Raw genomic sequence first — 26,900 nt, forward strand, 5'->3', positions numbered from 1 at the left:
CTACGAGTCGTCGCGGCGCGGCACCGGCCAAATCTTGGTCGGCTTCGGCTTCGGCTCGCTCTCCGGCGCGCGCGGTTCGTCTTCATGAGGCTGCCGGCGCGCACTCCAGGAGGAGAAAGCGGATGCCGCGGCGCTTGCCGCCTTATCGAGAGCGTCGGCTGACCGGCTGAACACCTGCTGGGCGGTGTCCTGCCACGCGGGCGCCTGGTTCGGATCTCGCCCCTCGGCACGGGCCTTCGCGGAGTATTCTGCGACATCGAACGTCCGCTCGAGATGCGCCACGGCATCCCGGTACGCGGCAAACTCTTCGGTCGTGATCCGTGTTCCCGGAGTCTGGCGCACTTCAAGAGCCTGACGTGCGGCGCTGAGAAACGCCCCCGTCGCTGGGTCCTTACCGTCACTCATAGCGGGATAGGCGATGAGCTTTGCAGGATCAGTTTCGTAGTCCATCCAGCGCGCGGTGATCGCGTCGTGCGTGCGATTCAGCCGTGCCACCGGGAAGCGCTCGCGTTTGGACGTCGTAGGGATCTCGGCGCGCGCCACCTTCAGCTTCACTCGATGCGCACGCACCTCTGCGTCGGCGGCTCTGGCGTCGAGCTCGGCCTGCTGCAGCACTCGCCTCGCGCTCGCGACCTCGGCCGATGTCGCCCTGGTTGCGGTGCGCTCGGCGACCAGGCGAGCATGCTCGGCGCGGGCAAGCTTTACGGCTCTGCGACGCTCACCGGACCGGTGTTGCGCTTCGGACAGGTCATCTCGTGCGGCGTCAAACGCCAGTCGCCGCCCGGTTGTGTTGCTGCGATGGCGCATACCGACCACTGTAACCGCCCCTGCGCCGAGCGCGCTCGGCGCAATCCACCACCATTCGGCCAGCAGCATTAGGGGATCCACTCTTAGATCGTAGCCAACGCTCCCGCCCGGACGCGCCGAGTGCCAGCATCCGAGAGGTATCGCGACGTGGCCGGCTCGGCCATCGTCATGTCAGGAGAGCGCGTGGGCGCCGACAGAAAGGTCATCGTCATCGATGACATTTCTCTGAAGCCATTGTGCGTAGACCACCCCATCGGCCTCGCACTTGCGGTACAGCTCGTTGGTCGTCACTGTGTGCGCGGTGGTGTGCCGCTTCGTGTTGTGGCCCCAGTCAGTGAGGAAGTACTGGTACTTGAGCCCCGCATTCGAGAGCCGAGACATGGACGCTTTGGTCCCAGCCGCCCAGTCATCGATGAACTGGTCAGTATCTGTCGATTGCCCATTCAGGGCTGCGCCGAATCGCGTGAGGGTGTCATCAAAGAGTGTGTTGCTGTGCAGATACTTGATGTCGCGGTGACGGTCGTCTGTGCGATGTATGAGCGCGTCCTCGTAGAGGTCGGTCCCAATCGTGAAGCCAAGGTTCGCGGCACTGTCGGCCTTCCAGACCTCGTCGACGACTTCGGGCCAGCGTCCGGAGCGGATGCCGACACCGTCCGAGAGGCAATAGATCTGCTTCTCCGGGAAGTGATCCGCGACTATCGGGGCGTAGAAGGCGGACGCCCACGCTCCGGAACTTTCGCCGGAGACCATGACCTTTCCTGCGCCGCGGAAGTTCTCGAACACCCACGCCAGCGCAGCCGTCGTGTTCTTGCGCCCGTTGTGGTGCACCTCGAATGTGCCCCGCTTTCCGGTGTAGGTATGCACGGCGTCGCCGATATGCATGTCGCCAGTGGTGTACGGGATGAACACGATGTTCCAGTCCCGGAAACCGTTCGCGGCGTCCCGACGGTTGGCAAGGCCGGTGAGACCCGCCGGGAACAATCGAGTGAGGGACGCGAAATAGAACGCTTTCAGGTCCCGCGTGTAGCCGCGGAGGACGCTCACCGGGGTGATCGGACGCGCAGCTGTGTCGTCATCCCAGCACGCACCGCCACCGGAGAAATGGATGATCAGATTCGCAGAGCTCCCGCGCCTCGCATAAATCGCATACGGTGACCCGTTCCCGCTGACGGTCGCATCCCCGACATCGACGGTGCGCCATTTCCCCTCGGTCAGACTCTCGAAGGCTGTCGCCGCACGCGGCGGGCGGAAGTGGATGAAATAGAGATACCCGGCTCCCAACACCACGACAGCAGTGATGATCGCGATCATCACCAGCGGCCGGAGCACCAGAGACCACACCGCCACCACGCCGACAAGCCCGGCAATGATCCACTTCGCAACCTTCATCTTTTCTCCGCCTCTTCGCTTCTCGTCGATCGTGAGCAATCCATGCGGACTGCATCGCCGAGCCGAGCACCACATTGGGTAATCGTGAGTAAGAGTATACCCGATTACCTATTACCCTCAATGGCTTTACATCTTCGGGATAAACTGCAGAGATGAGTGAGATGCCGCTGGGGAGACGAGAGAGGAAGAAGGCTGCTACTCGCGCGTTGATTCTCGACGCAGCTCTCAGCCTGTTCTTCCAACGCGGCTTCGACGCGGTGAGTGTTCGCGAGATCGCCGATGTCGCCGATGTGACGCCGAAAACCGTTTTCGCACATTTCACACGCAAAGAAGCCCTCGTCTTCAGCGATGAGGACGAGAGAAACGATCGCCTTGTCCGGGCCGTCATCGACCGACAGGCCGGCACATCGATCTCCGAAGCCCTCGCAGACCACTACCTCACAGAGCTCAATGCCCTACAGACCGAGCCTCAGCGCCGAGTCGTTGAGCTCATGCAAGAGACCCCCGCCCTCATGGAGTACGCCGAACGCATGTGGCTCCTTCATGAAGGCACGCTGGCCAACGCCATCGCCCAGGATTTCGCGCTGCCGGAGCCGACGACCGAAATACACCTCTACGCCCACTTCGCGCTGCAGATCCAGCTCCACGCCAGCCGCAGCGAAGACCCAGCACAGGCCATCGCTGCGGGATTCCGACTCCTCGATCACGGATGGGATCGATACGTCTCGCACGACGTGGTGTGATCGCCCTGGAAGCAGCCGTGAGCGCTACCTCCAGGGCGAGTTCTAAACCAGCGTCTCCTGCCAGGCCGCGTGCAACTGAGCGAACTTGCCCGTTCCGCTGATGAGTGCGGCCGGTGCGTCATCCTCGATGATCTGCCCGTGTTCCATCACCAGCACCCTGTCGGCGATCGCGACCGTTGACAGCCGGTGCGCGATGATGATGGCCGTCCGGTCGGCGAGCAGCGTCTGCAGCGCATCCTGAATGAGCCGCTCCGACGGGATATCGAGGGATGCCGTGGCCTCATCGAGAATCAACACCGCGGGGTTCGCCAGGAACGCCCGTGCGAACGAGATCAACTGACGCTGTCCTGCGGACACGCGTCCACCGCGCTTGTTCACGTCGCTGGAGTAGCCGTCTGGGAGCGCCGAGATGAACTCGTCCGCCCCGACTGCGCGAGCTGCGGCCTGTATCTCGTCCATCGTGGCATCCGGCTTGCCGAGCGCAATGTTGTCAGCGACAGTGCCGCTGAACAGGTATGCCTCCTGCGTGACCATGACGATCGCGCGGCGCAGGTCTTTCGGATGCAACGAGCGCAGGTCAACGCCATCGAGCGTCACACTGCCGAGCGAGGGATCGTAGAACCGCGAGATGAGCTTTGCCAGCGTCGACTTGCCGGCACCGGTCGTGCCGACAAGAGCGATGGTCTGCCCGGCCGGGATGTCGAGTGAGAAGTTCGGCAGAATCGTCTTCTCCCCCGAATACCCAAACGTGACCTCATCGAAGTTCACGTGTCCGCGCGCCTCCCACAGGTCAATCGGCTTCACCGGATCCGGAACCGTCGGCACCTCTTCGAGCACACCCGACACTTTCTCCAGCGCCGCTGTGGCGGACTGGTAAGAGTTCAGGAACATCGCGATCTCCTGCATCGGCGCGAAGAAGTTCCGCACGTACAGAACAGCAGACAGCAGCACACCGACGGTCAGCACGTCCATGGAGACGCGAACGCCGCCCCAGAGCACGACGAGGCCGAGGGTGATCGCAGCGACACTCATCAGCCCTGGCTCGAACGTGCCGAACAGCAGCATCGAGCGCCGGTTGATGTCGCGGTAGTCGCCAGCGACCTTCTGGAAGGTGACGTCGTTGCGCGGCTCCTTGCGGAACGCCTTGACGGCGCGGATGCCGGTCATCGTCTCCACAAACTGCACGATGACCTTCGCGCTGATGACACGCGATTCACGGAAGACAACCTGCGAACGCGAATAGAACCAGCGCATCAGGAACGCGAGCGGGATGAGTGCCAATGCGAGGATGATCCCCGACTGCCAGTCCCACACGAGCAGCGTGATGAAGGTGAAGATGCCGAAAAGCACGCCGGAGACGAGGTTGTTCAGCCCGCCGTCCAGAAGCTCACGGATCGAGTCCAGGTCGCTGGTCTGACGCGAGATGATACGCCCTGAAGTGTACGACTCATGGAACTCGAGACTCAGGCGCTGGGTGTGCAGGAAGATGCGTTTGCGCAGGTCGAGCAGCACGGCCTGGGTAATCCTGGCCGCGATGACGACATACCAACCGATCAGTGCCGCTGCCGTTGCACCTGCGAGCAGGTAGACGATGCCGATCACGAATGTCGGCATCCAATCCGCGTGTTCAAGAACGGCCGGCAGGGCCCGGTCGAGACCGATGCTGATGAGGATCGGTCCTGCCACCTGCAGTGCCGTGGAGATCACGAGCACGATGCCCGCGAGGACGATCTGCTTCTTCAGCGGCGAGACGAGCGAGCCGAGGAGGCGGAGCGAGCGCTGGCGGATCGCCCGGCTCTCCTCCTTGGTGTAGTTCGAGCGGTCCTCGCCCTGGGTTCCGGTGAGTGCTGCACTCATGCCTGCACCTCCTTCTCAGTGTTCTGCGTATCGTCTTCGGTTGCCGATGCGTTCGGAGTATCTGGGATGATCGAGATCGCGCCTGTGCGCGCCGCCTCCTCAGCCTCGAGGCTGGAGATCACGTGCCGGTAGTGCGAGCTGGTGCGCAACAGTTCCGAGTGCGTACCTACGGCGGTGATCCTGCCCCGCTCCAGCAGCGCCACCCTGTCGGCGAGCGCGACAGTCGATGGACGGTGCGCGACGATCATCGCCGTGGTGTCAGCGAGAACGCGGCGGAGCGCCTCTTCGACGAGCGCTTCGGTGTCGACGTCCAATGCCGAAAGCGGGTCATCCAGCACCAGCACGCGGGGGTTCGCCGCCACCGCACGCGCGAGTGCGAGACGCTGTCGCTGCCCACCAGAAAGGCTGAGGCCCTCCTCGCCGATTACCGTCTCGACACCCTCAGGCAGTTCGTCGACGAAGTGCGCCTGGGCGACGTCCAATGCTTCGCGCATCACGCGCTCGCCCTCTTCACTGTGGATGTCGAGCTCTGCGCGCCCGAGCAGCACGTTCTCGCGCACGGATGCCGAGAAGAGCGTGGCATCCTCGAAGGCCATAGCGATATGTCGTCGCAGGTCGACGAGCGTCATGTCGCGCACGTCGACGCCGTCGAGCGTGACCCTTCCGCCCGTGACGTCGTACAGTCGCGTGGGCAGGGTGGTCAGCGTGGTCTTTCCGCTGCCGGTGAGTCCGACCAGCGCCATGGTCTCGCCGGGGCGCAGAACCAGGTCGATGCCGTCGAGCAGGTCGCGCTCGGATGATCCGGCATCCTGATAGCGGAAATGCGCGCCCTCGAACGCCAGCTCACCTCGCGGCTCTTCGATGCGCACCGGGTTCGCGGGGTCCGAGATGCTGTTCGTCTCGGAGAAGATGTCGAACACGCGGTCGGTCGCGGTTCGGGCATCCAGCATGAATGAGAACAGGAACCCGATCGACTCGATTGGCCACCGAAGTACCGTCGCCATCGCAAAGAATGCGAACAGCTCGGGCAGCGTGATCGCATCCTGCGAAATCAGCCAGATTCCCGACATCAGGCTGACGCCGAACGCGATCTGCGGCATGAGGTCGAGCCAGAACCAGATCGAGCCGACAGAGCGTGCCTTGCTGAGTTCGGTGGCCCGAAGGGACTCAGCCTGCGTGCTGAAGCGGGTCAGCGCATGCTTGCCCCGACCAAACGCCTTCAGCACACGGATGCCGTGCACGCTCTCCTCGACGCTGGTGGCGAGGTCGCCGGCCTGGTCCTGACTCTGGCGCGCGAGGGCGCCGTAGCGCTTCTCAAAGCGGTACCCGGTGATCCAGAGCGGGATGGCTGTGACGATGAAGATGACGCCCAGCAGCCAGTGCCAGCGGAACAGCAACACGGAGCCGATGATGATCGTGAGGATATTCACGATCAGCAGGATCAGACCGAACGCCAGCCACCGGCGGATGAGGCCGATGTCCTGCATCATGCGGCTGAGCAGCTGGCCGGACTGCCAGCGGTCATGGAACGAGACCGGCAGCGTCTGCAGTCGCGAGTAGAGCTGCGTGCGCATGCGGTACTCGACGTCGGTGGATGGCTTGAGGATGAACCAGCGCCGCAGCCATACCATCAGGGCCTCACCGAGCCCAAGGGCAAGCACGGCGACCGCGCCGAGGGCGATCAAGCCGATCGACCCGGTCTGGATAGGACCCTGGACGATCTGCTCGAGTACGAGAGGGATCATCAGGGCGATGATGGCTGCGCCGAGCGCACTGGCGGCACCGCCAGCGAACCGCCAGACGACAGGACGGACAAATGGTTTCAGGCGCCACAGTGCGGCGGGGGTGGAGAGGGAGGCGGACGATTTCAGCGACGACGACGAGGAAGACATGTCTCTCAGATGAGTTTCGATGCGGAAGGGGGATTATTCGGGCACCGCGAACGCAGCGGTGCCATGGATGAGACGGCGGTGTGGTTGTCTACCCGCGGCGGTACGCCGGGGTCGAGCCAAGAACGGTGATCAGCGCGACGGCGATCGAAATCATGGTGTCCTCCTCAGGCTCGGCTTCGTCGCCCGGTCGGCGCGACAGCCCTCCAGCCTATTGCTGTGAACCGGCTGAGTGCAAGAGGCATTCCCAGTCAGTTTGTCGTGCCGCCCCGGCAGGGGTCGCACATGGTCGCCTGGGCTCCCCAAAGGCGACCATGTGCGACCCCGCGTCGCCGTAATGCGACCATCTGCGACCCCGCGGCCCTGGGGCCGGGCCGATCGGGGCCGGCCGGGAGCCGGGACGGGGCGGGAGCCGGGACCGGCGGCGGAAGGCAAGGCTCAGCGGCCGCTCTCCCGTGCGAGCAGCGAGTCCTTCACTGGCAGCCCCCAGGCGAAGCCGCCGAGGGACCCGTCGGCGCGCAGCACGCGATGGCAGGGTACGAAGAGTGCCGGCGCATTGCGCGCGCAGATGGATGCCGCGGCACGCACCGCCCGCGGACTGCCAAGCTCTGCGGCGAAAGATGTGTAGGTCAACGGCTCCCCTGGCGTGATCTGCCGCAGTGCCGCCCAGCCAGCTTTTTGCCGGTCGGTGCCGAATTGGTGCACCGCGACAGTGTCGATCGCACCGAGGTCACCGTCGTAGTAGGCACGGACGGCGGCCGCGGCATCCGTCTCGCCATCACGGATATCGGTCGGACGCACAGCGATCGAGAGCCGGTCGATGATGGCCGTGTGGTCGTCCGTCCAGCCCGAGGCGAGCACGCGCTGCTCTTCGTCGACGAGCAACGTGAATGCCCCGTCCGCAGTGTCGAGTGTCTCAATGATGCTCATGTGATCTCTCCTTCGCTCCCCCGCGAGACTTCGCTTGTGTCCCAGAAATCGCCGATAGTGGTGACACACGCGAAGTCTCGCGGGTGGTGTTGGTGGTGGCACGCCAGAGGTGGGCGGTGAGGTAACTGCGCCAGGGGGCGGTGCGAGTCGACCATGCGGTCAGCGGTGCAGGGTCCGCGGGGATGCCGGCTGCCGCTGCGCCGGCGCGCACGGCGACATCCCCGGGGAGGAACACGTCGGGGTCACCGAGAACGCGCATTCGCACGTAGTCGGCAGTCCAGGGCCCAATACCAGGCATGGCGAGGAGTGCCTCACGCTGCGCGACGCGATCGTCACCGACGGTCAATGTCAGCGACCCGTCGACCAGCGCGGCGGCAACACCGGTGATGGCGCGGATGCGCGCGGCAGGTCCGCGCAACACCTCGGCGCCGTGTTCGGCAATCGCCGTCATCGTCGGGAACAGCCGACCCTGCCCATCCGGCGTCAGATCCCCCAGCGCGTCGGCAAGCTTCGTGAGTGCCGTGCGCGCGGCGGCGACAGTGATCTGCTGGCCGACCATCGCGCGGATGAGCATCTCATGCGGATCCGCTGCGCCTGGTACGCGGATACCAGGGACCAGCGCCACCAGCGGAGCAAGCTCCGGATGCGACGACAGCGCCGCGTCGACGGCGATGGGGTCGGCATCCAAATCGAAGATGCGACGCGCGGTCGCGACGAGCGGGGCAAGGTCGCTGAGGTGGGTGACCTGGACTCGCAGTCGAAGTCGAGCGCTCTCATCCTGACGCACCTCGAACCAGGCCGGTCCCCCTGGCATCTGCAGGTGTCTGGCGAAGGAGGCGTCGGTTGTGCTCTCCACACCAGGCAGGGCGCGTGCAGTCATCCACGCGAAAATGCCGGCGGCATCCATCGGCTCACGGTGCGGAAGGATCAGGTCGATCGTGCCTGGTGCGACGATCGAGGAGATGCGTCGCCGAGCGCGCAACTCGGTGGGGGTCAGCCCGAACACCTCGCGAATTGTGTCGTTGCACTGACGGATGCTGGCGAAGCCGGCCGAGAACGCGATATCGGCGATCGCGAGATCGGTTCCGACGAGCAGCATCCGCGCGTTGTGCGCACGGTGGGCGCGGGCGAGAGCAAGTGGGCCAGCGCCGAGTTCGGTGGCCAGCAGGCGTGTGAGGTGGCGTGAGGAATAGCCCAGACGTGCGGCGAGGCCGGGTACTCCCTCACGCTCCACGACCCCGTCGGCGATCAGGCGCATCGCGCGCGCAGCAGTGTCGCCGCGAATGTCCCACTCCGGCGACCCCGGCGCGGCTTCAGGCAGGCAACGCTTGCACGCGCGGAAGCCAGCCTCGTGGGCCGCAGCGCTGGTCGGATAGAAGGTGACGTTCTCCTGCTTCGGGGTTCGCGCCGGACAGCTCGGGCGGCAGTAGATCCGAGTGGTGTGCACGGCGGTGACGAACTGCCCGTCGAAACGGGTGTCGCGTGCGTCGATCGCGCGGTACCGCTCATCGAAGCTCATCGAGCTCATCGCCAGGAAGGTCATGCCTCCACTCTCGCACGCGCGGCGACGGTCGGCTAGCGGAATTCGGACATGACTGTGGTGCGGCTGATCCACCCGGGGCAGGGGGTCGAAGATGGCCGCCTCAGCCGCCGCAAAGCGACCACGCGCGACACCTCCCCGCATGCCTCGCCCACTCCCTGGCCACCAGGGGTCGCAGATGGCCGCTTCAACCGCAGCCAAGCGACCATGTGCGACACCTCTCCCCCGGTACGCCCCGGAACAACGCCGACGCCCCCGGGTAGCGCCGAGGCCCCGTCGTATCGACGAAGATAGGACGGGCCTCGGCGGGCAGGCGGGGCGTCGCCGTACAACATCGCTCCCCGAGGGGCCACGCGCCCCCGAGGCTCGGGGCAGCGCGGAGCGATGCCCCGAGTGAGGCGTGGGGATCAGTGGAAGAAGTGGCGTTCTCCTGTGAAGAACATCGTCACACCAGACGCCTTCGCCGCAGCGATGACCTCCTCGTCGCGCACGGATCCACCCGGCTGGATGATCGTCGTGATACCGGCGTCGATGAGCACCTGAGCGCCATCCGCAAACGGGAAGAACGCATCGGATGCCGCAACCGATCCGACCGCGCGGGCGCCAGCTCGCTCCACCGCGAGGCGGCAGGAGTCGACGCGGTTGACCTGTCCCATGCCGACACCGACAGTGGCATTGCCCTTGGCAAGCACGATGGCGTTGGACTTGACAGCGCGGCAGGCCTTCCACGCGAAGATCATGTTTTCCATCTCGGCCTCGTTAGGACGCTCGCCGGTGACGAGCTCCCAGTTCTTCGCGACCGAGTCGATCTCAGCGGGGAATCGATCCGCATCCTGCAGAAGCAGTCCACCCGACACCAGGCGCACGTCCATCTGCTCCTGCTGCCAGTCATCGGGCAGCTGAAGCAGACGCAGGTTCTTCTTCGCCTTGAACACCTCGAGCGCGGCAGGCTCAAACGACGGGGCAACGATGACCTCGGTGAAGATGTCCTTCAGGTTCTCAGCCATCTTCAGCGTGACCGTGCCGTTGGTGGCGATGACTCCGCCGTATGCCGACACCGGGTCGCACTCGTGAGCCCGCAGGTGCGCGCTGGCGATCGGGTCGAGCGCGTTCGGCGCCGTGGTCGCGATGCCGCAGGGGTTCGCGTGCTTCACAATGGCGACGGCGGGCAGGACCATGTCGAACGCGGCGCGCAGCGCGGCATCCGCATCGACGTAGTTGTTGTACGACATCTCCTTGCCCTGCAGCTGCACTGCCTGGGCGATGCCGCGGCCTCCGACGCGGGAGTAGATCGCGCCGCGCTGATGCGCGTTCTCGCCGTAACGCAGAGTCGACAGGCGCTCGGCCTTGATCGTCAAGTGTTCGGGCAGGTCGCCGGGCTCGTTGAGAGTCTCCTCGGCAAACCATGCCGCGACGGCGGTGTCGTATGCGGAGGTGTGTGCGAACGCACGGGCGGCGAGCTCCCGGCGCTGTGTGAGGGTCGTTCCACCGGCCGCGATCGATTCGATGATCGCAGGGTACGACTCGGGCGAGACGACGATCGCGACGTTGGCGTGGTTCTTCGCTGAGGCGCGAACCATCGCGGGGCCGCCGATGTCGATCTGCTCGACGACGTCGTCGCCGGTCGCACCGGACGCGACAGTCTCGACAAACGGGTAGAGGTTCACGACGACGAGCTCGAACGGGTCGATCTCCAGCTCGGCGAGCTGCCGGGCGTGGTCTTCGAGGCGCAGATCGGCCAGTAGTCCGCCGTGGATGCTGGGGTGCAGGGTCTTCACGCGACCATCGAGCATCTCGGCGACGCCCGTGACGGTGGCGACGTCAGTGACGTCGTAGCCTGCTTCTCGAATGGTTGCCGCCGTCGATCCGGTCGAGACGATCTCGACACTGGCTTCGGCAAGCGCCGCGGCCAGCACGAGCAGATCAGTCTTGTCGCTCACCGAGACGAGCGCGCGTGCGATCGGCACAGTGTCGCGATCGCGGTACAGGGAAGAGTCGTGGCTCGGGCCGGCCATGGGAGGTCTCCTTCTTGCAGTATTCGTGCGGTGGTCGTGCGGTGCAGTGATTGTGCAGATTTCGTGCGGGGGAAAGCTCAGTGGGTCACGGCAAGCTCGCCGGTGGCGATGCGGCGCACCACATCGATCAACAGGCGGCGCTCGACGGGTTTAATGCGCTCGTGCAGGGTGTGCTCGGTATCATCCGGCTGCACTGGCACACGTTCCTGGGCGAGAATCGGGCCGGTGTCGATGCCGTCGTCGACGACGATGACGCTGGCTCCGGTCTGCTCGGCGCCTGCGGCGAGCGCGTCTCGAACGCCGTGCGCACCGGGAAACTCAGGCAGATACGCAGGATGCGTGTTGATGATCCGGGGCGCGAAGCGAGCGACCAGCGTCGCAGGCAGGAGCCTCATCAGGCCGCTGAGCACGATGAGGTCGGGCGTCCAGACGTCAAGCTGACGACCCAGTTCCTCGCCCCACGCTTCTCTGCTGTCGAAAGAGCGGAACGGCACAGTGAAGCTCGGAATGCTGAACTCTTCGGCATGAGCGAGACCTTCAGCATCGCGGTCAGCACCGACGACAACAATCCGCGCAGGAAAATCGGGGTGGCGTGCGGCTTCGAGCAGGGCGCGGAGGTTCGAGCCGGTGCCTGAGATGAGAACGGCGACCGTGAGCACCCGGACAGTCTACCGGGGCGTGGGAGTGCTGCCGTCCGCGAAGAAGCCATGCTCTCCGAGCGGCTGCGTGTCGGTCGCGTCCGGGGGCTCTGCATCCTGCGTCGGCCATACGGCGGCGGTGCCTGCATCGGTGCCGGCATCCGTGTCGGCATCCGTTGTGGGGGACGTGCCCATCTCGGCAGCCCAGCGATCTGTGCGCTCCTCGGCGAGCTCATCACGGTGTCGTGGGGCGAGCAGCATGATCGCGGCGCCGATGAGCACCTCCACTCCGATCGCGAGCGTCATCCACCCGGCGTGCGGTCCCGTCTCGGAAAGACGTCCAGGCCCGATGGATCCGGATGCCAGCACTGCCGCGACCGCGACGACTGCCGCAGTGACCAGGGCGATACCTGCAGCGATTGCGGCACGCGGAGCGAGACCACGCGCAACGTCTTCCCAGACAAGCGCAGACCTCACGATCCAGCCTGCGAAGGCGCCTGCGGCGACGGGCAGCAGTACAACGATCAGCATCCAGATCGTGCTGTTCTCCGGGAGCAGGCCGAAGAGCGGCACGCCAGGGACAACCCCAAGCTGCGTGCCTGCGGGTGAGACCGCGGTGCCTGCACCCACCGAGAATCCGGGGCCGGCGATCCAGGCCACTGCCCAGACGAGCAGAGTGGGCAGGTATACAAGGTGTCCGAGTGTGAGGACGGTGGCACCGGTGGCGTCGACGCGCGCAGCCTGGAAGAGGGCGACGACCTCTCCCCCGCGCAGCGCCACCATGAGCCCGACCACAAGGGCGGCGATGCCGGTGAGTCCTGCGACAACAGCGGTGGTGCCCCGGACGATTTCTGCGGGGACCACTCCCCAATCTCCCCAGTTGTCTACGACGTCGTGCAACCGGTCGATCAGAGAGTTGTCGCCCTCGCGCCAGGCGTAGCGGATGGCGCCGGAGAGAGCACCAACGAGATACACGGCGGATGGCAGCAGAATTGCGAGGCCGAACGGGACGTGCGCGATCTCCGCCTGTGCAGTGAGAGCAACGGCGGTTGCGATGAGAGCGAAGGCCACGGCGCCGGAGATGACACCGAGCATCCAGGCGCCCGAGCGTGCAGCTCTGGTGCCTGAGCGCACCGCGAACAACAGAGTGAAGACAAGGAAAGCGAGCGGCGTCAGCGAGAGCGTGAAGTTTGCGGCCTCTGGCGAGATACCGACGGCGGCAACCACGGCATCCGGGATCGCGATGTCGATCGGAACGCCATGACCGAACTGCCAGAGGGTGCCCGTGACAGGCCAGAGGGAGCCCCAGTCGGCCGTGACGCCGAAGGCGAGTGTCCAGAGAATGGTCAGCGGAGCGAGCAGCACGACGAGGCCGACGGCCGCCGCGATGGCAGCGTCGACGGCGGCGAGAATCGCGACGAGGAGGCGTTGCATGACTCCAAAGAGACTACGACGAGATCCTGACTGCCTCGCGGGGACGCGCGCGGGGCAGCAGACACGATATCGTCTCCAAGGAGGTTTAACCCGATGACAACTGCCCCCTCAACCACTACCGAGCAGACGGCTGAGCCGAAGAACGCACTTGACCGTTTCTTCGAGATCACCAAACGCGGCTCGACATTCGGCACGGAGATCCGTGGTGGCCTTGTGACGTTCGTCACGATGGCCTACATCGTGATCCTCAACCCGATCATTCTCGCCGGCGCCGCCGACGTCGACGGCACGGTGCTGAGCTTCAGCGCAGTCGGCGCTTCGACCGCGCTGACGGCCGGTGTGATGACGATCCTGTTCGGCTTGATCACGCGCCTGCCGTTCGGTTTCGCCGCCGGGCTCGGCATCAACGCGTTCCTTGCCTTCTCGGTTGTTGGCCAGGTCACCTGGGCTGAGGCGATGGCACTGGTCATGATCAACGGAATCGTCATCGTGCTGCTGGCTGCGACCGGCCTGCGCAAGATGATCTTCGATGCCGTGCCATTCCAGCTCAAGATCGCGATCACCGTCGGTATAGGTCTGTTCATCGCTTTCATCGGATTCGTGAACTCCGGCTTCGTGACCGCGACCGGTAGCGCTTCTCCCCCGGTCGGCCTCGGCGTCGGCGGCTCCGTCGCCACGGTTCCGACAGCCCTGTTCATCGCCACCCTGATCATCACCGGAGTCCTCGTCGCCCGCAAGGTCAAGGGCGGCCTGCTGATCGGCCTCGTCTCAGGCACGGTGCTCGCCGTGATCGTCGAGGCGATCTGGCACCTGGGCCCCCAGTTCGGCTCGGACGGCGAGTTCAACTCGGCCGGATGGAGCCTGACCGTCCCGACGCTCTCTGGATCCCCGGTCAGCCTGCCCGATATGAGCCTGATCGGTGCTGTCGACTTCGGGTTCGATTTCGGCAAGGTCAGCTTGGTCGCGATCGTGATGATCGTCTTCACCCTGGTGTTCTCGAACTTCTTCGACGCCATGGGCACGATGACCGGTCTTGCCAAGGAGGCGAACCTCGCGGATGCGAAGGGCGACTTCCCCCGCATCAAGTCCGCACTGATCGTCGAGGGTATCGGCGCGATTGCCGGTGGCGGTACCTCTTCCTCGTCGAACACCGTGTTCATCGAGTCCGGCGCAGGTATCGGCGAGGGCGCACGCACCGGCTTCGCCAACGTCGTGACCGGCGTGATGTTCCTTCTCGCGATGTTCCTGACGCCGCTGACCTCGATCGTCCCGACCGAGATCGCGGCTGCCGCGTTGATCATCGTGGGCGCGATGATGATGGCGCAGATCAAGTACATCGATCTGAGCGATTTCAGCGTGCTGCTGCCGGTGTTCCTCACCATCTCGGTGATGCCGTTGACCTACTCGATCGCCAACGGCATCGGTGCGGGCTTCGTCAGCTGGGTGCTCATCCAAGCCTTCTCCGGAAAGGCGAAGTCGGTCAGCCCGCTGCTCTGGATCGTCGCCGCAGGTTTCGTGCTGTTCTTCGCCCGTGGACCTATTGAGGCGCTGTTCGGCGTCGCCTGATCACCACCGACGACGCGAGGGGCGGATGCTGCGGCATCCGCCCCTCGTCGTCTCCAGCCGGTCTCCGCCACGGTGTCTTCCGTTAACCATGACCGGGCACGCTCGAGGTGTGCCCCAACGCACCGAACAGACCAGTCGAAAGCATCTCTCGATCGCTGCGACAATCCGCGCAGACATCGAGACCGGACGTGTGACCATCGGCGACGCGCTCCCCAGCGAGTCGTCTCTTGCTATCCGCTTCGGTGTGGCGCGCGGCACCATACGCCGCGCACTTGAACACGTCGAGCACACCCACCGCCGGCTGTCGCGACGCGGGACACGGTGGATCGTGCATGCGGCGACGCTCGCACAGGATGTCACCGAGCTGCGATCCTTCGGCCAATGGGCGAAGGCGATCGGCCATGAGCCTGGTGGACAGACGTTGCTCAGCAGCGAGGGACGCGCGACTGCCGAGGAAGCGCATGCGCTGGGAATCAGCGCCCAGCGTCCTGTCCTTCGCATCACCCGCCTGCAATCCATCGACGACGTGCCCGTCATGGTCAAACGCACCACCTTCCCGCAGTGGCTCATTCCGACGATCATGCAGCTCCCGCAGGATGCGTCTTCCATCATGGAAGTCGTCGAACGCGTGCACGGCCCTCAGCTCGCCTACGGCGAGCATCTGATTTCCGCTGTGCTTCCCGACCCTGAGGATGCGCGGCTGCTGGGAATCTCGCGCACCACCCCGTTGCTTCGCGTGCAGCGCTCCGCCCGAACATTCGATGGACGGCCCTTCGAGTACAGCGACGACCGCTACATCGCGACGTCGACCTCGCTGAGCATCGTGAACTCGGCCCGTTCTGCACTAGCTCGCTGAGGCGATCAGTGACGGTTCGACTCGACCGTCACTGCGAGTCACCAGCTCTTCGCCCAGATGCGCCCTGTTGGCCTTGCACCGTGCAGTGCGCGGACGTCCGTTCCTTCTTGAGTGGAGGTGCCCCGGGATCCACCCCGGGGCACCCCTCCCCCGGAAGGACACACCATGACCATTCGCCGTTCGCGTTTATCGCGTATCGGAGCTGTCTGCGTCGCCACGACCACCGTATTTGCGGGCGTTCTCGCCCCGGGCATCGCAAACGCAGCCACATCGGCCCCGACCGCCACGGATGTTCCCGTGGATGATCGGGTCTTCCTCTCCGAGACGTTCGACTCGGGCACGATCCCGGAGGACTGGAACGCAGTCGCAGGAACTTGGAGCGTGAAGGACGGAGAGCTCGTCGGTGCCAACGGCGCCAATGATGCCAAGATCACCTTCGGCGAAAACCGCGAGAACTTCGCGCTCGACGTCGACATCACGTTCGAATCGGCCGCGAACAGCGGGCGCTGGCTGGCGCTGCTGCTCGATGCTCCCGCTGACGGTTCCATCCCCTGGCAGCAAGCGGCACTTCGCAATGGCTCATCCGCGAGCAACGGCGTTGAGTTCACCCAACGCACCGCGGCTGACGCCTGGAGGGTCACGGACACAGGGGCGACCGCAAGCGACATCGGAATCGGCACCAAGGCGCACCTCCGCGTCGAGGTGAACGGAAACGTCGGAACCTGGTACATCGACGGCAAGAAGATCATGACGACCCGTCAGCTGGTGCGCACCGCGGACGGCGTGCAGGGGCTCGTAGCGAACCAATCCGTCGTGCACTACGACAACCTCGTCCTCACCGAGATCGATCCGCTTCCCCCGATCACGATCCGTCAGCCTGGCGAAACCGGAGTCATCGTCGGCCACCGCGGCAACTCATCCGTCACACCGGAGAACACGATGCCGGCGTTCGTCTCGACGACTCGTGCGGGTGCCGAGTACTTCGAGATCGACATCTACCTCTCCAAGGACCGCGTGCCAGTGGTCATCCACGATGGCACGGTGGATCGCACCACTGATGGCACCGGCTCGGTGACCAACATGACGCTTGAGGAGCTCCGCGCGCTGGATGCGGGTTCCTGGTTCTCCAGCGCGTTCGCTGGCACGAAGATCCCCACGTTCGACGAGGTTCTGACCTATGTCGCGAATGGCGGCACGGACGTCGTCATCGAGTACAAGGGCGACTGGAACGTCGAAGACACACAGCTCACGGTCGACATGATCGAGGCCGCCGGCGTCGAGAACAAGATCCTCGCGCAGAGCTTCAGCGCCACGACCGTCGCAAACTTCGCGACGGTGGCCCCCGATCTGCCGGTCGGCTGGCTCACCGGCGGAATCGACGCCTCGATTATCGGCACCGCGGAACAGATCGGTGCGGATGCCATCAACCCGAGCAACGCGACCGCAGACAGCGTCGCCATGGCCCACGACGCGGGTCTGGGTGTGTTCGTGTGGACGCAGAACAGCCCGGCAGCATGGGAGTCCCTGACTGCTATGGGAGTCGACGGCATTATCACCGATCGTCCCGACGCACTCCGTGGCTGGATGCAGCGCTACAACCAGGCTCCTCCGACCCCCGAAGAGCCTGAGACCCCGGCTGAGCCCGGTGAGAACGCGCAGGCCATCGCAGTGAGCATTCCCGACTCGACTCAGCCCGCAGGCGAGTTCACGTGGCGCTTCAGCTCGCAGGACGTGATCTCGCTTGGCGAGGCAGCTCCTCTGGGCGACAGCTACGTCGCGACCGGTGTCCTGAACGACATCGAGATCACGGACACCCGTGTGAACCCGTCCTCGAGCTGGACGCTGTCTGGTCAGGCATCCGCGTTCGCGTCTGCGTCTGACTCCTTCGAGTCGAGCGCGCTCGGCTGGACGCCGCGGCTCACGGCCGAAGGCGCCGGAGCGGTCGCCGGTGAAGCTGTTGCACCAGGCGCCGGCGGCGGACTTTCGCAGAACGCCGTGCTTGTCGCGGCACCCAGCGATGAGTACAAGGGCGTCGACACCGCGATCGTCGCGGCCGACCTCGCCCTGCGCCTGCCGCTGGGACAGGTCGCCGGCGACTACGCGTCGACGCTGACTGTCACCGTCATCCAGTAACCGAATGCGGGGCGCAACCGGCACGATGCGGCTGCGCCCCGCTTCCCCATTCCTCTTCGTCTTCGCTGAAAGGCCGCTCCGATGTCCCGTTCACTTCCTCGCCTCCCCCGCTTCGTCCTCGGCGTCGTCGCCGCCGCACTGCTGGTCGTCCTGAGCGCGACCGCGACCACAGCGCTGAAAGCGTCCGCGACCGAGGCCCCGGCCGCATCGCCGGTGCAGGCATCCGCCGCAAGCCAGGTCGCGTGGAGCATGGTGCCGGTCATCACCAACATCGGCGAGGAACGCAGCAACTTCGCATACGCCCTCGAGCCGGGTGCCGTCGTCGAAGACGCCGTTCTCGTTCGCAACTCCGGCGCCACAGGGCTCGACCTCGCCGTGTACGGATCTGACGCATTCACCGACGGATCCGGAGCCTTGGACATCGCGACGACCGAGACAGGTTCTGACGCCATTGGCACGTGGATCGCGCCGAGCGTCGCGAGCGTGCACATCGAACCCGGAGAAGTCACCCGCATCCCCTTCTCGGTCGCAGTCCCCGCGGACGCGCAGCCGGGCGAGCACGCCGGAGCCCTCCTCACAGTGCTGCAGAGCGCCGGAGACATGGTCTCCGTCGACATGAGGTACGCGACGCGCGTCACGGTAACCGTCGCGGGCGACCTCACCGCCGGACTCTCGCTGGATCAGGCACAGCTCGAGGTGGCGACCGGGTTCTGGCCATGGGAGGCGGCATCTGCCGATGTCTCCTACGCCGTCGCCAACACGGGCAACACGCGCCTCACCGCCATGCAACTGATCACGGCTCCTGGCGTCGAGGTCTTTTCTTCACCGGACGCGTCGACAGGCCTGGTCACCCTCGCCGAACTCCTTCCCGCGGCCAATGTCGACGTTGAGGCGACAGTCGAAGGACTCTCCGCCTGGTTGCCGTTCGCCGCGGTGCAGGTGGCGGTCTCTCCGACAGTCATCGCAACGACCTCAGATGAGGTACCGACGATCGCCCAGCAGCAGCTCAGCCTCTCTACCGTCGCCATCGCGCCCGGATGGTGGGTGCTCCTCGCCGGTGCCGCGCTGGTGATCATCGTCGCCGTGCGATTGGCCGTGCGCAGACGCGCCACTCCCTCGCATACGCCGTGATGAAATCCGCTGACTACGCACTAAGATACATACACATCGCATGTAAGGGAAGGGTATGCCCCGAACAACTGCGGCGGAAGCCGCTGAGACCTCTCGAAGAATCCTTGGGGTCGCCACCGCGCAATTCGCCGAGCACGGCTACGCCGCGGCATCCGTCGACGACATCGCCCGCACGGCCGGCGTCACCCGCGGAGCGGTCTACCACCACTACTCCTCGAAGCCCGCGCTCTTCACCGCGGTGGCCTCAGGGCAGCAGCAGCTGATAGCGGACGCGATTGCCATCTCGACGGAAGGAGCGGATGCCATGACCGCTCTCCGCCTCGGGAGTCACGCCTTCCTCGACGCGATCACGCAGGGCGCCGCAGCGCGCGTGCTACTCGTCGACGGACCGGCCGTGCTCAGCTGGGACGAATGGCGCCAGATGGATGCCGAGGGCCCGGCGACGCAGCTGCGGGAGGGACTGGCGGAGGCAGAGGTCGCGCCCGCACTGCTCGACGCTCTAACCGCAGCATTGTCGGGTTCGATGAACGAACTGGCGCTCTGGCTCTCTGAACGCCCTACCAATGCTGCGGCGCGCATCAACGCACACGAGACGCTCGATCTCCTGCTGTCTGCTGTGCTGGCATCCGGACGCCACTGATCGCGCGTCCGGACGGCGTCACCCGCCCCGCGGATCAGTCCTGGAGCGATTCGAGGCGGAAGGGTTCGAGCACAAAAATCGCGATCTTCCGATCGGTCTTCGTCTGGTACGTGTCGTAGGCAGGCCATACGGCGGCCGCACGACGCCACCACTGCTCGCGCTCATCGCCCGACAGCTCGCGCGCATTGTAGTCACGCTTGTCCGCGCCATCCTGCAGCTCGACGTGCGGGTTTCGGCGCATGTTTTCACCCCAGCGGGGCTCGTCAGGTGCCCCGCCCTTTGACGCGACGACGGCGTAGAGGCCCTCGTGTTCGACGCGCATCAGCGCGGTCTTGCGCAGGGCGCCCGTCTTGGTGCCGACCGTCGTCAGGACGATGATCGGCACGCCCTGGAGCGTGTTCGCCTCTTGTCCGTTTGACGCCTCGAACTTTTCGGCCTGCGTACGGGCCCATTCGGATGCGGACGGCTTGTATTCTCCGGTCAATGGCATGATCTCAGCGTACGACACGGCACCGTGCCTCGGCCGCTCTCGAACATTCCATCAAAAGTAACGAAAAGATCTCGACGCGGACGCGCGCCTCTGGCATGATGCAAATCATGAGCGTTCGCAGACGACGCCTGTCGTGCACAGGAGCCGTCTGCGTCGCTGTGTGGGCAGGGTTCACCGGCCTCGTCTCCCCGGCGGCCGAGGTGCTCACGCACTCCCCGATCGATGCGCGCACGGTCGTCGCTCCGACCGATGGCGAGCCATTGCTCCTGTCACTCGACATCGTCAGCCTGCGGCCGCTGGCCGTCCTCCGGCTTCCAGGACAGGCGGGCGTCATCGTCGCACACCGCGGGCATTCGTCGGCCGCACCGGAGAACACGATGCCAGCGTTTACGTCGACAACCGCCGTCGGCGGGGACTACTTCGAGATCGACATCCGCATGTCGAAGGACGCCGTCCCCGTCGTCATCCACGACAGCACGGTGGATCGGACAACCGATGGGTCGGGCGTCGTGGCGGACATGACCATCGAGCAGCTGCGCGCCCTGGATGCCGGGTCCTGGTTCGACGACGCGTTCGCATACACCAAGATTCCGACGCTCGACGAGGTGCTCGCCCACGTGGCCGACAGTGGCACCGACGTCGTCATCGAGTACAAGGGCACCTGGAGCATGGCGGGCGTGCGCACGACCATCGACATGATCGAAGCCGCCGGTCTCGAGAACAAGGTCATTGCCCAGAGCTTCAGCCAGAAGACGGTCACGAACCTCTCGAAGGTCGCACCCGAGGTTCCGGTGGGCTGGCTCACCGACACGATCGACGAGTCGATCATCACCACCGCACAGCAGATCGGCGCCGACGCCATCAACCCGAACAGCGCGACCGCCCGGGGCGTCACGCTGGCACACCGCGCCGGGCTCGGGGTCTTCGTCTGGACCCACGACGAGGATGCCGACTGGGAGGCGCTGACCGCGATGGGCGTGGACGGCATCATCACCAATCGTCCGGATGCGCTCCACGAGTGGATGCACGACCGCGACCGGATGCCCCGCGCAGCCGTCGCATCCACGGTTGATGCCGCCTCACAGTGACAGCATCCAGATGCAAGAAGGCCCCAGGCATGATGCCCGGGGCCTTCTACGAATTCAACTCAGTTCAGAGCGCTTCGACGATCGCGCGCATCAGGTCAGCAGCCTCGGAAGGCGTCTTGCCGACCTTGACGCCGGCGGCCTCGAGGGCCTCCTTCTTGGCCTGCGCGGTGCCTGCAGAGCCGGACACGATGGCGCCAGCGTGGCCCATGGTCTTGCCCTCAGGAGCCGTGAAGCCGGCGACGTAACCGACGACCGGCTTGGTGACGTGCGCCTTGATATAGTCAGCGGCACGCTCTTCCGCGTCGCCACCGATCTCGCCGATCATGACGATCGCCTTGGTCTCGGGGTCAGCCTCGAACGCAGCAAGTGCGTCGATGTGCGTGGTACCGATGACCGGGTCGCCGCCGATGCCGATGGCGGTCGAGAAGCCGAGGTCGCGCAGCTCGAACATCATCTGGTAGGTCAGGGTGCCCGACTTCGACACGAGTCCGATGGGGCCCTTGCCGGTGATGTTCGCCGGGGTGATGCCGACGAGCGCCTCACCGGGGGTGATGATGCCGGGGCAGTTCGGCCCGATGATGCGGGTCGTGTTGCCTTTGCTCTTCGCGTATGCCCAGGCCTCGGCGCTGTCACCGACGGGCACGCCCTCGGTGATGACGACGAGCAGCGGGATCTCGGCGTCGATGGCCTCGATCATCGCGTCCTTCGTGAAGGCGCCGGGGACGAAGGCGATGGACACGTCAGCGCCCGTCTCCTTCATCGCTTCGGCGACCGAAGCGAAGACCGGCAGCTCGACGGCGTTGCCGTCCTTGTCGGTGTGCGAGACGACAGTGCCCGCCTTGCGAGCGTTCACGCCACCGACGACCTGGGTACCAGCCTTGAGCATGAGGGCGGTGTGCTTGGTGCCCTCACCGCCGGTGATGCCCTGGACGATGACCTTGGAGTCCTTGTTGAGGTAGATAGACATATCTCTGTGTTCCTTCGCAGTCTCAGTCGGGCTCAGGCGTTCGCCAGCTCGGCGGCCTTGTCGGCGCCCTCGTCCATGGTGGCGGCGAGAGTCACGAGCGGGTGGGCGTATTCGGCGAGAATCGCGCGGCCCTCCTCGACCTTGTTGCCGTCGAGACGAACGACCAGCGGCTTCGTCGCTGTCGAACCGAGAGTCTCGAGTGCACCCTTGATGCCGTTGGCGACAGCGTCACAGGCGGTGATGCCACCGAAGACGTTGACGAAGACGGACTTGACCTGCGGGTCACCGAGGATGACGTCAAGGCCTGCAGCCATGACCGCTGCGGACGCTCCGCCGCCGATGTCGAGGAAGTTCGCGGGCTTGACGCCGTTGTGGTTCTCACCGGCGTAAGCGACGACATCGAGTGTCGACATGACAAGACCTGCACCGTTGCCGATGATTCCGACCTCGCCGTCGAGCTTGACGTAGTTCAGGCCGCTCTTCTTGGCCTTGGCCTCGAGCGGGTCAGCGGCATCCTTGTCCTCGAGCGCTTCGTGCTCGGGGTGACGGATCTCGGAAGCGTTCTCGTCGAGCGTGACCTTGCCGTCGAGCGCAATGATGGAGCCGTCCTCCGTGAGAACCAGTGGGTTCACCTCGACAAGCGTGGCGTCCTCACCCTTGTACACCTCGTACAGCTTCACGAAGACGTCAGAGACCTTCTCGATGAGATCTTCCGGGAAGTTCGCCTCGCGGGCGATCTCGAGGGCCTTCTCCTTGTCGATTCCGGTCAGCGGGTTGACCTCGATGCGGGCGAGAGCCTCGGGCTTCTCGACGGCGAGCACCTCGATCTCCATGCCGCCCTCGACCGAGCAGAGGCTCAGGTAAGAACGGTTGGCGCGGTCGAGCAGCACGGAGAAGTAGAACTCCTCAGCGATCGCTGCGCCCTGTGCGACCATGACGCGCTTGACGATGTGGCCCTTGATGTCGAGACCGAAGATCGTCTTCGCTGCCTCATATGCCTCGTCGGGGGTCTTGGCGACCTTGACGCCACCGGCCTTGCCGCGGCCACCGGCCTTGACCTGCGCCTTGACGACTACGACGCCACCGATCTTCTCAGCAGCTGCTTTCACCTCCTCGGGGGTGTCAGCAACGATGCCGGCGAGAACCGGCACCCCATACTTCTCGAAAAGGTCTCGTGCCTGGTACTCGTACAGATCCACTGTGCTTCCTTCGCTGGGCTGCGGTCCGGAAAGTCTCTCGATGTCGAGATATCGACCAGTACCAAATCTTACTACCTCTGGATGAACGGTCCCGTCGGTCTAGGCTTCTCGCTATGCATGAGTCCGCAGAACCGCGCACCGGCGTCGTGGCCGCTGCGCTTGCCCTATTCCAGGCGCAGGGTTTCGACCAGACCTCTGTCGAGCAGATCGCGAAAGCAGCAGGAGTCTCGCGTTCGACGTTCTTCCGCCAGTTCGGCGGCAAGGAAGACGTCGTTTTCACCGATCACGAGCTCCTGTTGGATGAGCTGCGTACGTTTCTCGCGGAAGGCCATTCGGATCCGTGGCTGGCGGTATGCGAAGCATCCCAACACGTGTTCTCGCACTTCGCGCACGATCCGGAGATCGCTCGCCTGCGCTACCAAATCGTGCGCCAAGTTCCTGCGTTGCGAGAACGCGAGATCGTGACGGTGTTCCGCTACGAGCGGCTGTTCGACGAGTATCTGCGTCGCGCGCTTCCGGGAATCGACCCTCTGGATGCCGTCGGCTTCGCCGCCATCGTCACCGCAGTGCACAACCACGTGCTGCGCCAACTGCTGCGTGGAACGAAGCGCGTTGCGCCCTCAGTACTGCAGAACGCCCTCGACGATGCGCGCCGCCGCTATGGCGTATTGCCCGAAGCCGTAGGCACCGCCGACGACGACTTAGTCGTGGCGGTCTTTCCCCGATCGATGCCGATCGCCGAGGTCACTCGGCGCCTGCAGAGCGACCTCAGCTGACGCGATCGGTTCAGCTCTCAGTTCAGCAGTTGCAGGTGCCCGAGGCGGTGCGAACCATGAAGCACACGTCGCACACTCCGTAGTCGCGCTCGATCGGCTTCGCGACCCGTGCGACGCGCGGCTCTGCTGCTGCAGATTTGGTCTTGCTCGATGCGCGCGACGCGCCCGCCGCTGGTGTCAGCGGGCGGAACTCGCTCGGGTGCGACACGTAGAAAAACGGCGCGCGACCCTCACTCGGGCGCAGACGCAACGTCGTCGACCCCACGGTGATCTGCTCATCTTCGGCGAAGCCGTTGGTGTAGGTCTTGCCGATATGCAGCGCCGTGCCGCCGTCGTGACGGATTGCCTCGATGTAGCGGCCACGGTCGATGAACGATGAAATACCGATGACATCGGTGATCGCAGTGATGAACTCGTGGTTCTCAGTTTCGATTCGGTGCGCGCGCAGCGCCTCCGGAAGGTTTCGATACGGACGGGAGGTGCCTGCGGGGGTCGGCCCCTGTATTTCGTTCATCAATACCAGGATCGCACGCTTCGCCACGGGTTTAGTACCCACTTGCGGTTTCGGCCCTCTGCTTTTCCACCGACATCTGCACCATCCCTTCCACGACCCGGGCCACGGCGCGAGGATGGAGGCATGCGCTATGAGATCCCGACACCGATGCTCGCGAAGGCCGCGGCGGCCGTGCCCGACCCGGCGAAGACGCCAGGCGGTCTGCTATTCGAACCGAAGTGGGACGGATTCCGCGGACTCATCGCCTGGGATGGCGAGACGCTCGAAATCGGATCCCGCGGCGCGAAACCCCTCACGCGCTACTTCCCCGAGCTCGTCGAAGCGCTGCCACAGATCCTCCCAGGCCCATGCCTACTCGACGGCGAGATCGTCGTCGCCACCGGTGCACAGGGCGCGCAGCGCCTCGACTGGGAGGCACTCAGCCAGCGCATCCACCCCGCAGCTTCCCGTGTCGTGCGCCTCGCGAGTGAGACGCCTGCGATGTTCATCGCGTTCGATCTGCTCGCCGAGGGAGACGAGGATCTACAGCAGGAACCGTTTCGAGTGCGCCGAAGTCGTCTCGAAGCGCTGCTCGCAGAAACCAGACATCCGCTCCAGCTCACCCGCACCTCCGAAGACCATGCCACCGCCATCCGGTGGCTCGCTGAGTTCGAAGGCGCGGGCCTCGACGGCATCATTGCGAAGCCGCTCGATCAACCGTATGCCCCGGGGAAGCGCACCCTCATCAAGGTCAAACACGCCCGCACCGCGGACGTCGTCGCGCTCGGCTATCGCATCCACAAATCCGGCTCTGGCGTCGGTTCGCTGCTGGTCGGGCTGTATGACAGCGACGGCATCCTCCGCCAAGTCGGTGGCGTCGCAGCGTGGAGTGATGTGCGCCGCAAGGAGCTCGTCGAAGAGCTCGCACCCCTCGTCGAACGTGACGAGGACGGCGCCGCGGTGACAGGTGAAGGCGAGCGCTCCCGGTTCACCGGCTCTAAAGATGTCTCCTTCGTCCGGCTTCGCCCCGAGCGTGTACTGGAGGTGCGTTACGACCAGCTGGAGGGCGCACGCTTCCGGCACACCGTGCAGTTCGAGCGGTGGCGTCCCGACCGTGATGCCCGCTCGTGCACCTATGACCAACTCGACACGGTCGAAGGCTACGACCTCGCAGAGGTGCTCGCCTGATCATGTTCTGATGCTCCGCCGCCCTAGTGCGGCAGTCAGCCTTCAACCCGTCGGCCTTGTTCGTCCCAGTTCTCCGCGACCCGCTTGCTCGGCTGCACGCGCGGCGGCTCACCGGGCATCTTCGGGAAGTCCGGCGGGAACGGCAGCTCGCCCAACCCGTCCTCGACATCACGCTCCCACCAGCCGAGAAGTGTGTCGATGCGTCCGGGTGCAGCCTGGAGGTCAGCCCACGGATCACCGATATCGGCAAGTCGCTGCGGGATGCTGCGCACGGTGAAGCTCTTCGGATCTACGTCGTCGAGCTCGTCCCAGTGCACGGGCGTCGACACCGTCGCGCCCGGCAGCACACGGGGGCTGTAGGCACCCGCCATCGTTCGATCACGATTGGCCTGGTTGTAGTCGATGAAGATGCGCTCGCCGCGCTCTTCCTTCCACCAGTTCGTCGTGACCTGTTCAGGCATCCGCCGCTCCAGCTCACGCCCAGCCGCGATCACCGCATGACGCACCTCGAGAAACTCGTGTGTCGGTTCGATCGGGCAGAACACGTGCAGGCCGCGATTGCCGCTGGTCTTGATGAATGCCTCCAGCTCGGCCTCACGCAGCACCTCACGCAGTGCATGGGCGGCGGTGATGGCATCCGCGAAGTCCGTTCCCGGCTGCGGATCAAGGTCGATGCGCAACTCAACCGGGTTGTCGGTGTCCGAGGCGAGCGAGGCCCACGGGTGGAACACAATCGTGTTCATCTGCACGGCCCAAACGATCGCGCTCGGCCTGTTCAAGACGATCTGCGGATGCTGGCGCCCGCTGTTGTACGTCACCGTTACGGCATCCACGTAGTCGGGCGTGCCCTTGGGCGGATTCTTCGAGAAGAATCCCTCGCTGCCGATACCAGCGCGGAATCGCTCCAGTGAGACCGGCCGATCACCGTTCGCGCTCAGGAACGGTTCTGCGACGACCTGGAAGTATTCCGCGAGCTCAGCCTTGGTGATGCCACCACCGGGCGCATCCGGCCACACGACGCGATTCGGACTGGACAGCTCGACGTCGCGCTCCCCCTCGGGATCGGAGACCGTCAACGTAATACGCTCGGAAGCCATGCTCTGACCCTAGGCCGAACCGCACGTGGCCGAC

General features: G+C 65.1%; 23 protein-coding genes. 9 read left to right on the forward strand and 14 right to left on the reverse strand.

Annotated elements, in window-relative coordinates; all coding sequences use genetic code 11:
• Together AC1C2Q_RS03825 and AC1C2Q_RS03830 are read right to left on the reverse strand one after the other, a co-directional pair.
• Positions 1–888 carry a hypothetical protein gene (locus AC1C2Q_RS03825; protein WP_495449047.1) on the reverse strand — a complete coding sequence of 296 codons (888 nt, stop codon included), beginning with the start codon at positions 886–888 and terminating at the stop codon, positions 1–3.
• Positions 889–978: 90 nt separating this feature from the next.
• Positions 979–2,196 (reverse strand): pectin acetylesterase-family hydrolase, encoded by a 1,218-nt coding sequence (locus tag AC1C2Q_RS03830; RefSeq protein ID WP_495449048.1) that lies wholly within the window; start codon positions 2,194–2,196, stop codon positions 979–981.
• 152 nt (positions 2,197–2,348) lie between these two features.
• Here AC1C2Q_RS03830 and AC1C2Q_RS03835 point away from each other — a divergent pair, with 152 nt between their 5' ends.
• A complete protein-coding gene (locus AC1C2Q_RS03835; protein WP_495449049.1) occupies positions 2,349–2,939 on the forward strand; it encodes a TetR/AcrR family transcriptional regulator in 591 nt (196 codons plus the stop codon).
• Between the two features lie 42 nt (positions 2,940–2,981).
• Here AC1C2Q_RS03835 and AC1C2Q_RS03840 read toward each other — a convergent pair whose 3' ends face one another.
• The 7 genes from AC1C2Q_RS03840 to AC1C2Q_RS03870 form a co-directional block, all read right to left on the reverse strand.
• Positions 2,982–4,796, reverse strand: a complete 1,815-nt coding sequence (locus tag AC1C2Q_RS03840) for an ABC transporter ATP-binding protein (protein ID WP_495429721.1) — start codon at positions 4,794–4,796, stop codon at positions 2,982–2,984.
• Positions 4,793–6,688: an ABC transporter ATP-binding protein gene (locus tag AC1C2Q_RS03845; RefSeq protein WP_495429722.1), complete on the reverse strand. Its 1,896-nt coding sequence runs from the start codon at positions 6,686–6,688 to the stop codon at positions 4,793–4,795. The genes AC1C2Q_RS03840 and AC1C2Q_RS03845 overlap by 4 nt, the downstream gene beginning before the upstream one ends.
• Before the next feature lie 435 nt (positions 6,689–7,123).
• Entirely contained in the window at positions 7,124–7,615 is a 492-nt protein-coding gene (locus AC1C2Q_RS03850; RefSeq protein WP_495449050.1) for a methylated-DNA--[protein]-cysteine S-methyltransferase, read from the reverse strand.
• Positions 7,602–9,158: an AlkA N-terminal domain-containing protein gene (locus AC1C2Q_RS03855; RefSeq protein ID WP_495449051.1), complete on the reverse strand. Its 1,557-nt coding sequence runs from the start codon at positions 9,156–9,158 to the stop codon at positions 7,602–7,604. Before AC1C2Q_RS03855 ends, AC1C2Q_RS03850 begins: the two co-directional genes overlap by 14 nt.
• Before the next feature lie 404 nt (positions 9,159–9,562).
• Positions 9,563–11,170 carry a bifunctional phosphoribosylaminoimidazolecarboxamide formyltransferase/IMP cyclohydrolase gene (gene purH / locus AC1C2Q_RS03860; protein WP_495429725.1) on the reverse strand — a complete coding sequence of 536 codons (1,608 nt, stop codon included), beginning with the start codon at positions 11,168–11,170 and terminating at the stop codon, positions 9,563–9,565.
• Positions 11,171–11,247: 77 nt separating this feature from the next.
• Positions 11,248–11,829 (reverse strand): phosphoribosylglycinamide formyltransferase, encoded by a 582-nt coding sequence (purN, locus tag AC1C2Q_RS03865; RefSeq protein WP_495449052.1) that lies wholly within the window; start codon positions 11,827–11,829, stop codon positions 11,248–11,250.
• A 9-nt stretch (positions 11,830–11,838) separates the two neighbouring features.
• Positions 11,839–13,242 carry a cell division protein PerM gene (locus AC1C2Q_RS03870; protein ID WP_495449053.1) on the reverse strand — a complete coding sequence of 468 codons (1,404 nt, stop codon included), beginning with the start codon at positions 13,240–13,242 and terminating at the stop codon, positions 11,839–11,841.
• 93 nt (positions 13,243–13,335) lie between these two features.
• Here AC1C2Q_RS03870 and AC1C2Q_RS03875 point away from each other — a divergent pair, with 93 nt between their 5' ends.
• The 5 genes from AC1C2Q_RS03875 (at position 13,336) to AC1C2Q_RS03895 (ending at position 19,568) form a co-directional block, all read left to right on the forward strand.
• On the forward strand, positions 13,336–14,808 hold the full coding sequence (locus tag AC1C2Q_RS03875) for an NCS2 family permease (protein WP_495449054.1): 1,473 nt from the start codon (positions 13,336–13,338) through the stop codon (positions 14,806–14,808).
• 109 nt (positions 14,809–14,917) lie between these two features.
• Positions 14,918–15,664: a GntR family transcriptional regulator gene (locus tag AC1C2Q_RS03880; RefSeq protein WP_495429729.1), complete on the forward strand. Its 747-nt coding sequence runs from the start codon at positions 14,918–14,920 to the stop codon at positions 15,662–15,664.
• Positions 15,665–15,829: 165 nt separating this feature from the next.
• Positions 15,830–17,797 (forward strand): glycerophosphodiester phosphodiesterase, encoded by a 1,968-nt coding sequence (locus AC1C2Q_RS03885; protein WP_495449055.1) that lies wholly within the window; start codon positions 15,830–15,832, stop codon positions 17,795–17,797.
• 81 nt (positions 17,798–17,878) lie between these two features.
• Positions 17,879–18,928, forward strand: a complete 1,050-nt coding sequence (locus AC1C2Q_RS03890) for a hypothetical protein (protein ID WP_495449056.1) — start codon at positions 17,879–17,881, stop codon at positions 18,926–18,928.
• A 55-nt stretch (positions 18,929–18,983) separates the two neighbouring features.
• The gene (locus AC1C2Q_RS03895) at positions 18,984–19,568 is read left to right on the forward strand and encodes a TetR family transcriptional regulator (RefSeq protein ID WP_495449057.1); all 585 of its coding nucleotides are present in this window, start codon (positions 18,984–18,986) and stop codon (positions 19,566–19,568) included.
• A 34-nt stretch (positions 19,569–19,602) separates the two neighbouring features.
• Here the strand turns inward: AC1C2Q_RS03895 and AC1C2Q_RS03900 are convergent, their stop codons facing one another.
• Positions 19,603–20,058: a nitroreductase family deazaflavin-dependent oxidoreductase gene (locus AC1C2Q_RS03900; protein ID WP_495449058.1), complete on the reverse strand. Its 456-nt coding sequence runs from the start codon at positions 20,056–20,058 to the stop codon at positions 19,603–19,605.
• A 107-nt stretch (positions 20,059–20,165) separates the two neighbouring features.
• Here AC1C2Q_RS03900 and AC1C2Q_RS03905 point away from each other — a divergent pair, with 107 nt between their 5' ends.
• The gene (locus AC1C2Q_RS03905; protein ID WP_495449059.1) at positions 20,166–21,146 is read left to right on the forward strand and encodes a glycerophosphodiester phosphodiesterase; all 981 of its coding nucleotides are present in this window, start codon (positions 20,166–20,168) and stop codon (positions 21,144–21,146) included.
• Between the two features lie 64 nt (positions 21,147–21,210).
• Here AC1C2Q_RS03905 and sucD read toward each other — a convergent pair whose 3' ends face one another.
• Both sucD and sucC read right to left on the reverse strand, forming a co-directional pair.
• Positions 21,211–22,113 carry a succinate--CoA ligase subunit alpha gene (sucD, locus tag AC1C2Q_RS03910; RefSeq protein WP_495449060.1) on the reverse strand — a complete coding sequence of 301 codons (903 nt, stop codon included), beginning with the start codon at positions 22,111–22,113 and terminating at the stop codon, positions 21,211–21,213.
• 32 nt (positions 22,114–22,145) lie between these two features.
• Positions 22,146–23,312 (reverse strand): ADP-forming succinate--CoA ligase subunit beta, encoded by a 1,167-nt coding sequence (gene sucC / locus AC1C2Q_RS03915; RefSeq protein WP_495429737.1) that lies wholly within the window; start codon positions 23,310–23,312, stop codon positions 22,146–22,148.
• 113 nt (positions 23,313–23,425) lie between these two features.
• Here sucC and AC1C2Q_RS03920 point away from each other — a divergent pair, with 113 nt between their 5' ends.
• Positions 23,426–24,088 (forward strand): TetR family transcriptional regulator, encoded by a 663-nt coding sequence (locus AC1C2Q_RS03920; RefSeq protein ID WP_495449061.1) that lies wholly within the window; start codon positions 23,426–23,428, stop codon positions 24,086–24,088.
• 22 nt (positions 24,089–24,110) lie between these two features.
• On the opposite strand, the gene AC1C2Q_RS03925 is transcribed toward AC1C2Q_RS03920, so the two are convergent.
• Entirely contained in the window at positions 24,111–24,602 is a 492-nt protein-coding gene (locus AC1C2Q_RS03925) for a hypothetical protein (protein ID WP_495429739.1), read from the reverse strand.
• A gap of 123 nt (positions 24,603–24,725) precedes the next feature.
• Here AC1C2Q_RS03925 and AC1C2Q_RS03930 point away from each other — a divergent pair, with 123 nt between their 5' ends.
• Positions 24,726–25,769 (forward strand): ATP-dependent DNA ligase, encoded by a 1,044-nt coding sequence (locus AC1C2Q_RS03930; protein WP_495449062.1) that lies wholly within the window; start codon positions 24,726–24,728, stop codon positions 25,767–25,769.
• 35 nt (positions 25,770–25,804) lie between these two features.
• On the opposite strand, the gene ligD is transcribed toward AC1C2Q_RS03930, so the two are convergent.
• The gene (gene ligD, locus AC1C2Q_RS03935) at positions 25,805–26,866 is read right to left on the reverse strand and encodes a non-homologous end-joining DNA ligase (protein WP_495429741.1); all 1,062 of its coding nucleotides are present in this window, start codon (positions 26,864–26,866) and stop codon (positions 25,805–25,807) included.
• Positions 26,867–26,900: the final 34 nt, after the last annotated feature.

The sequence above is a fragment of the Microbacterium sp. Y356 genome, assembly GCF_059445355.1.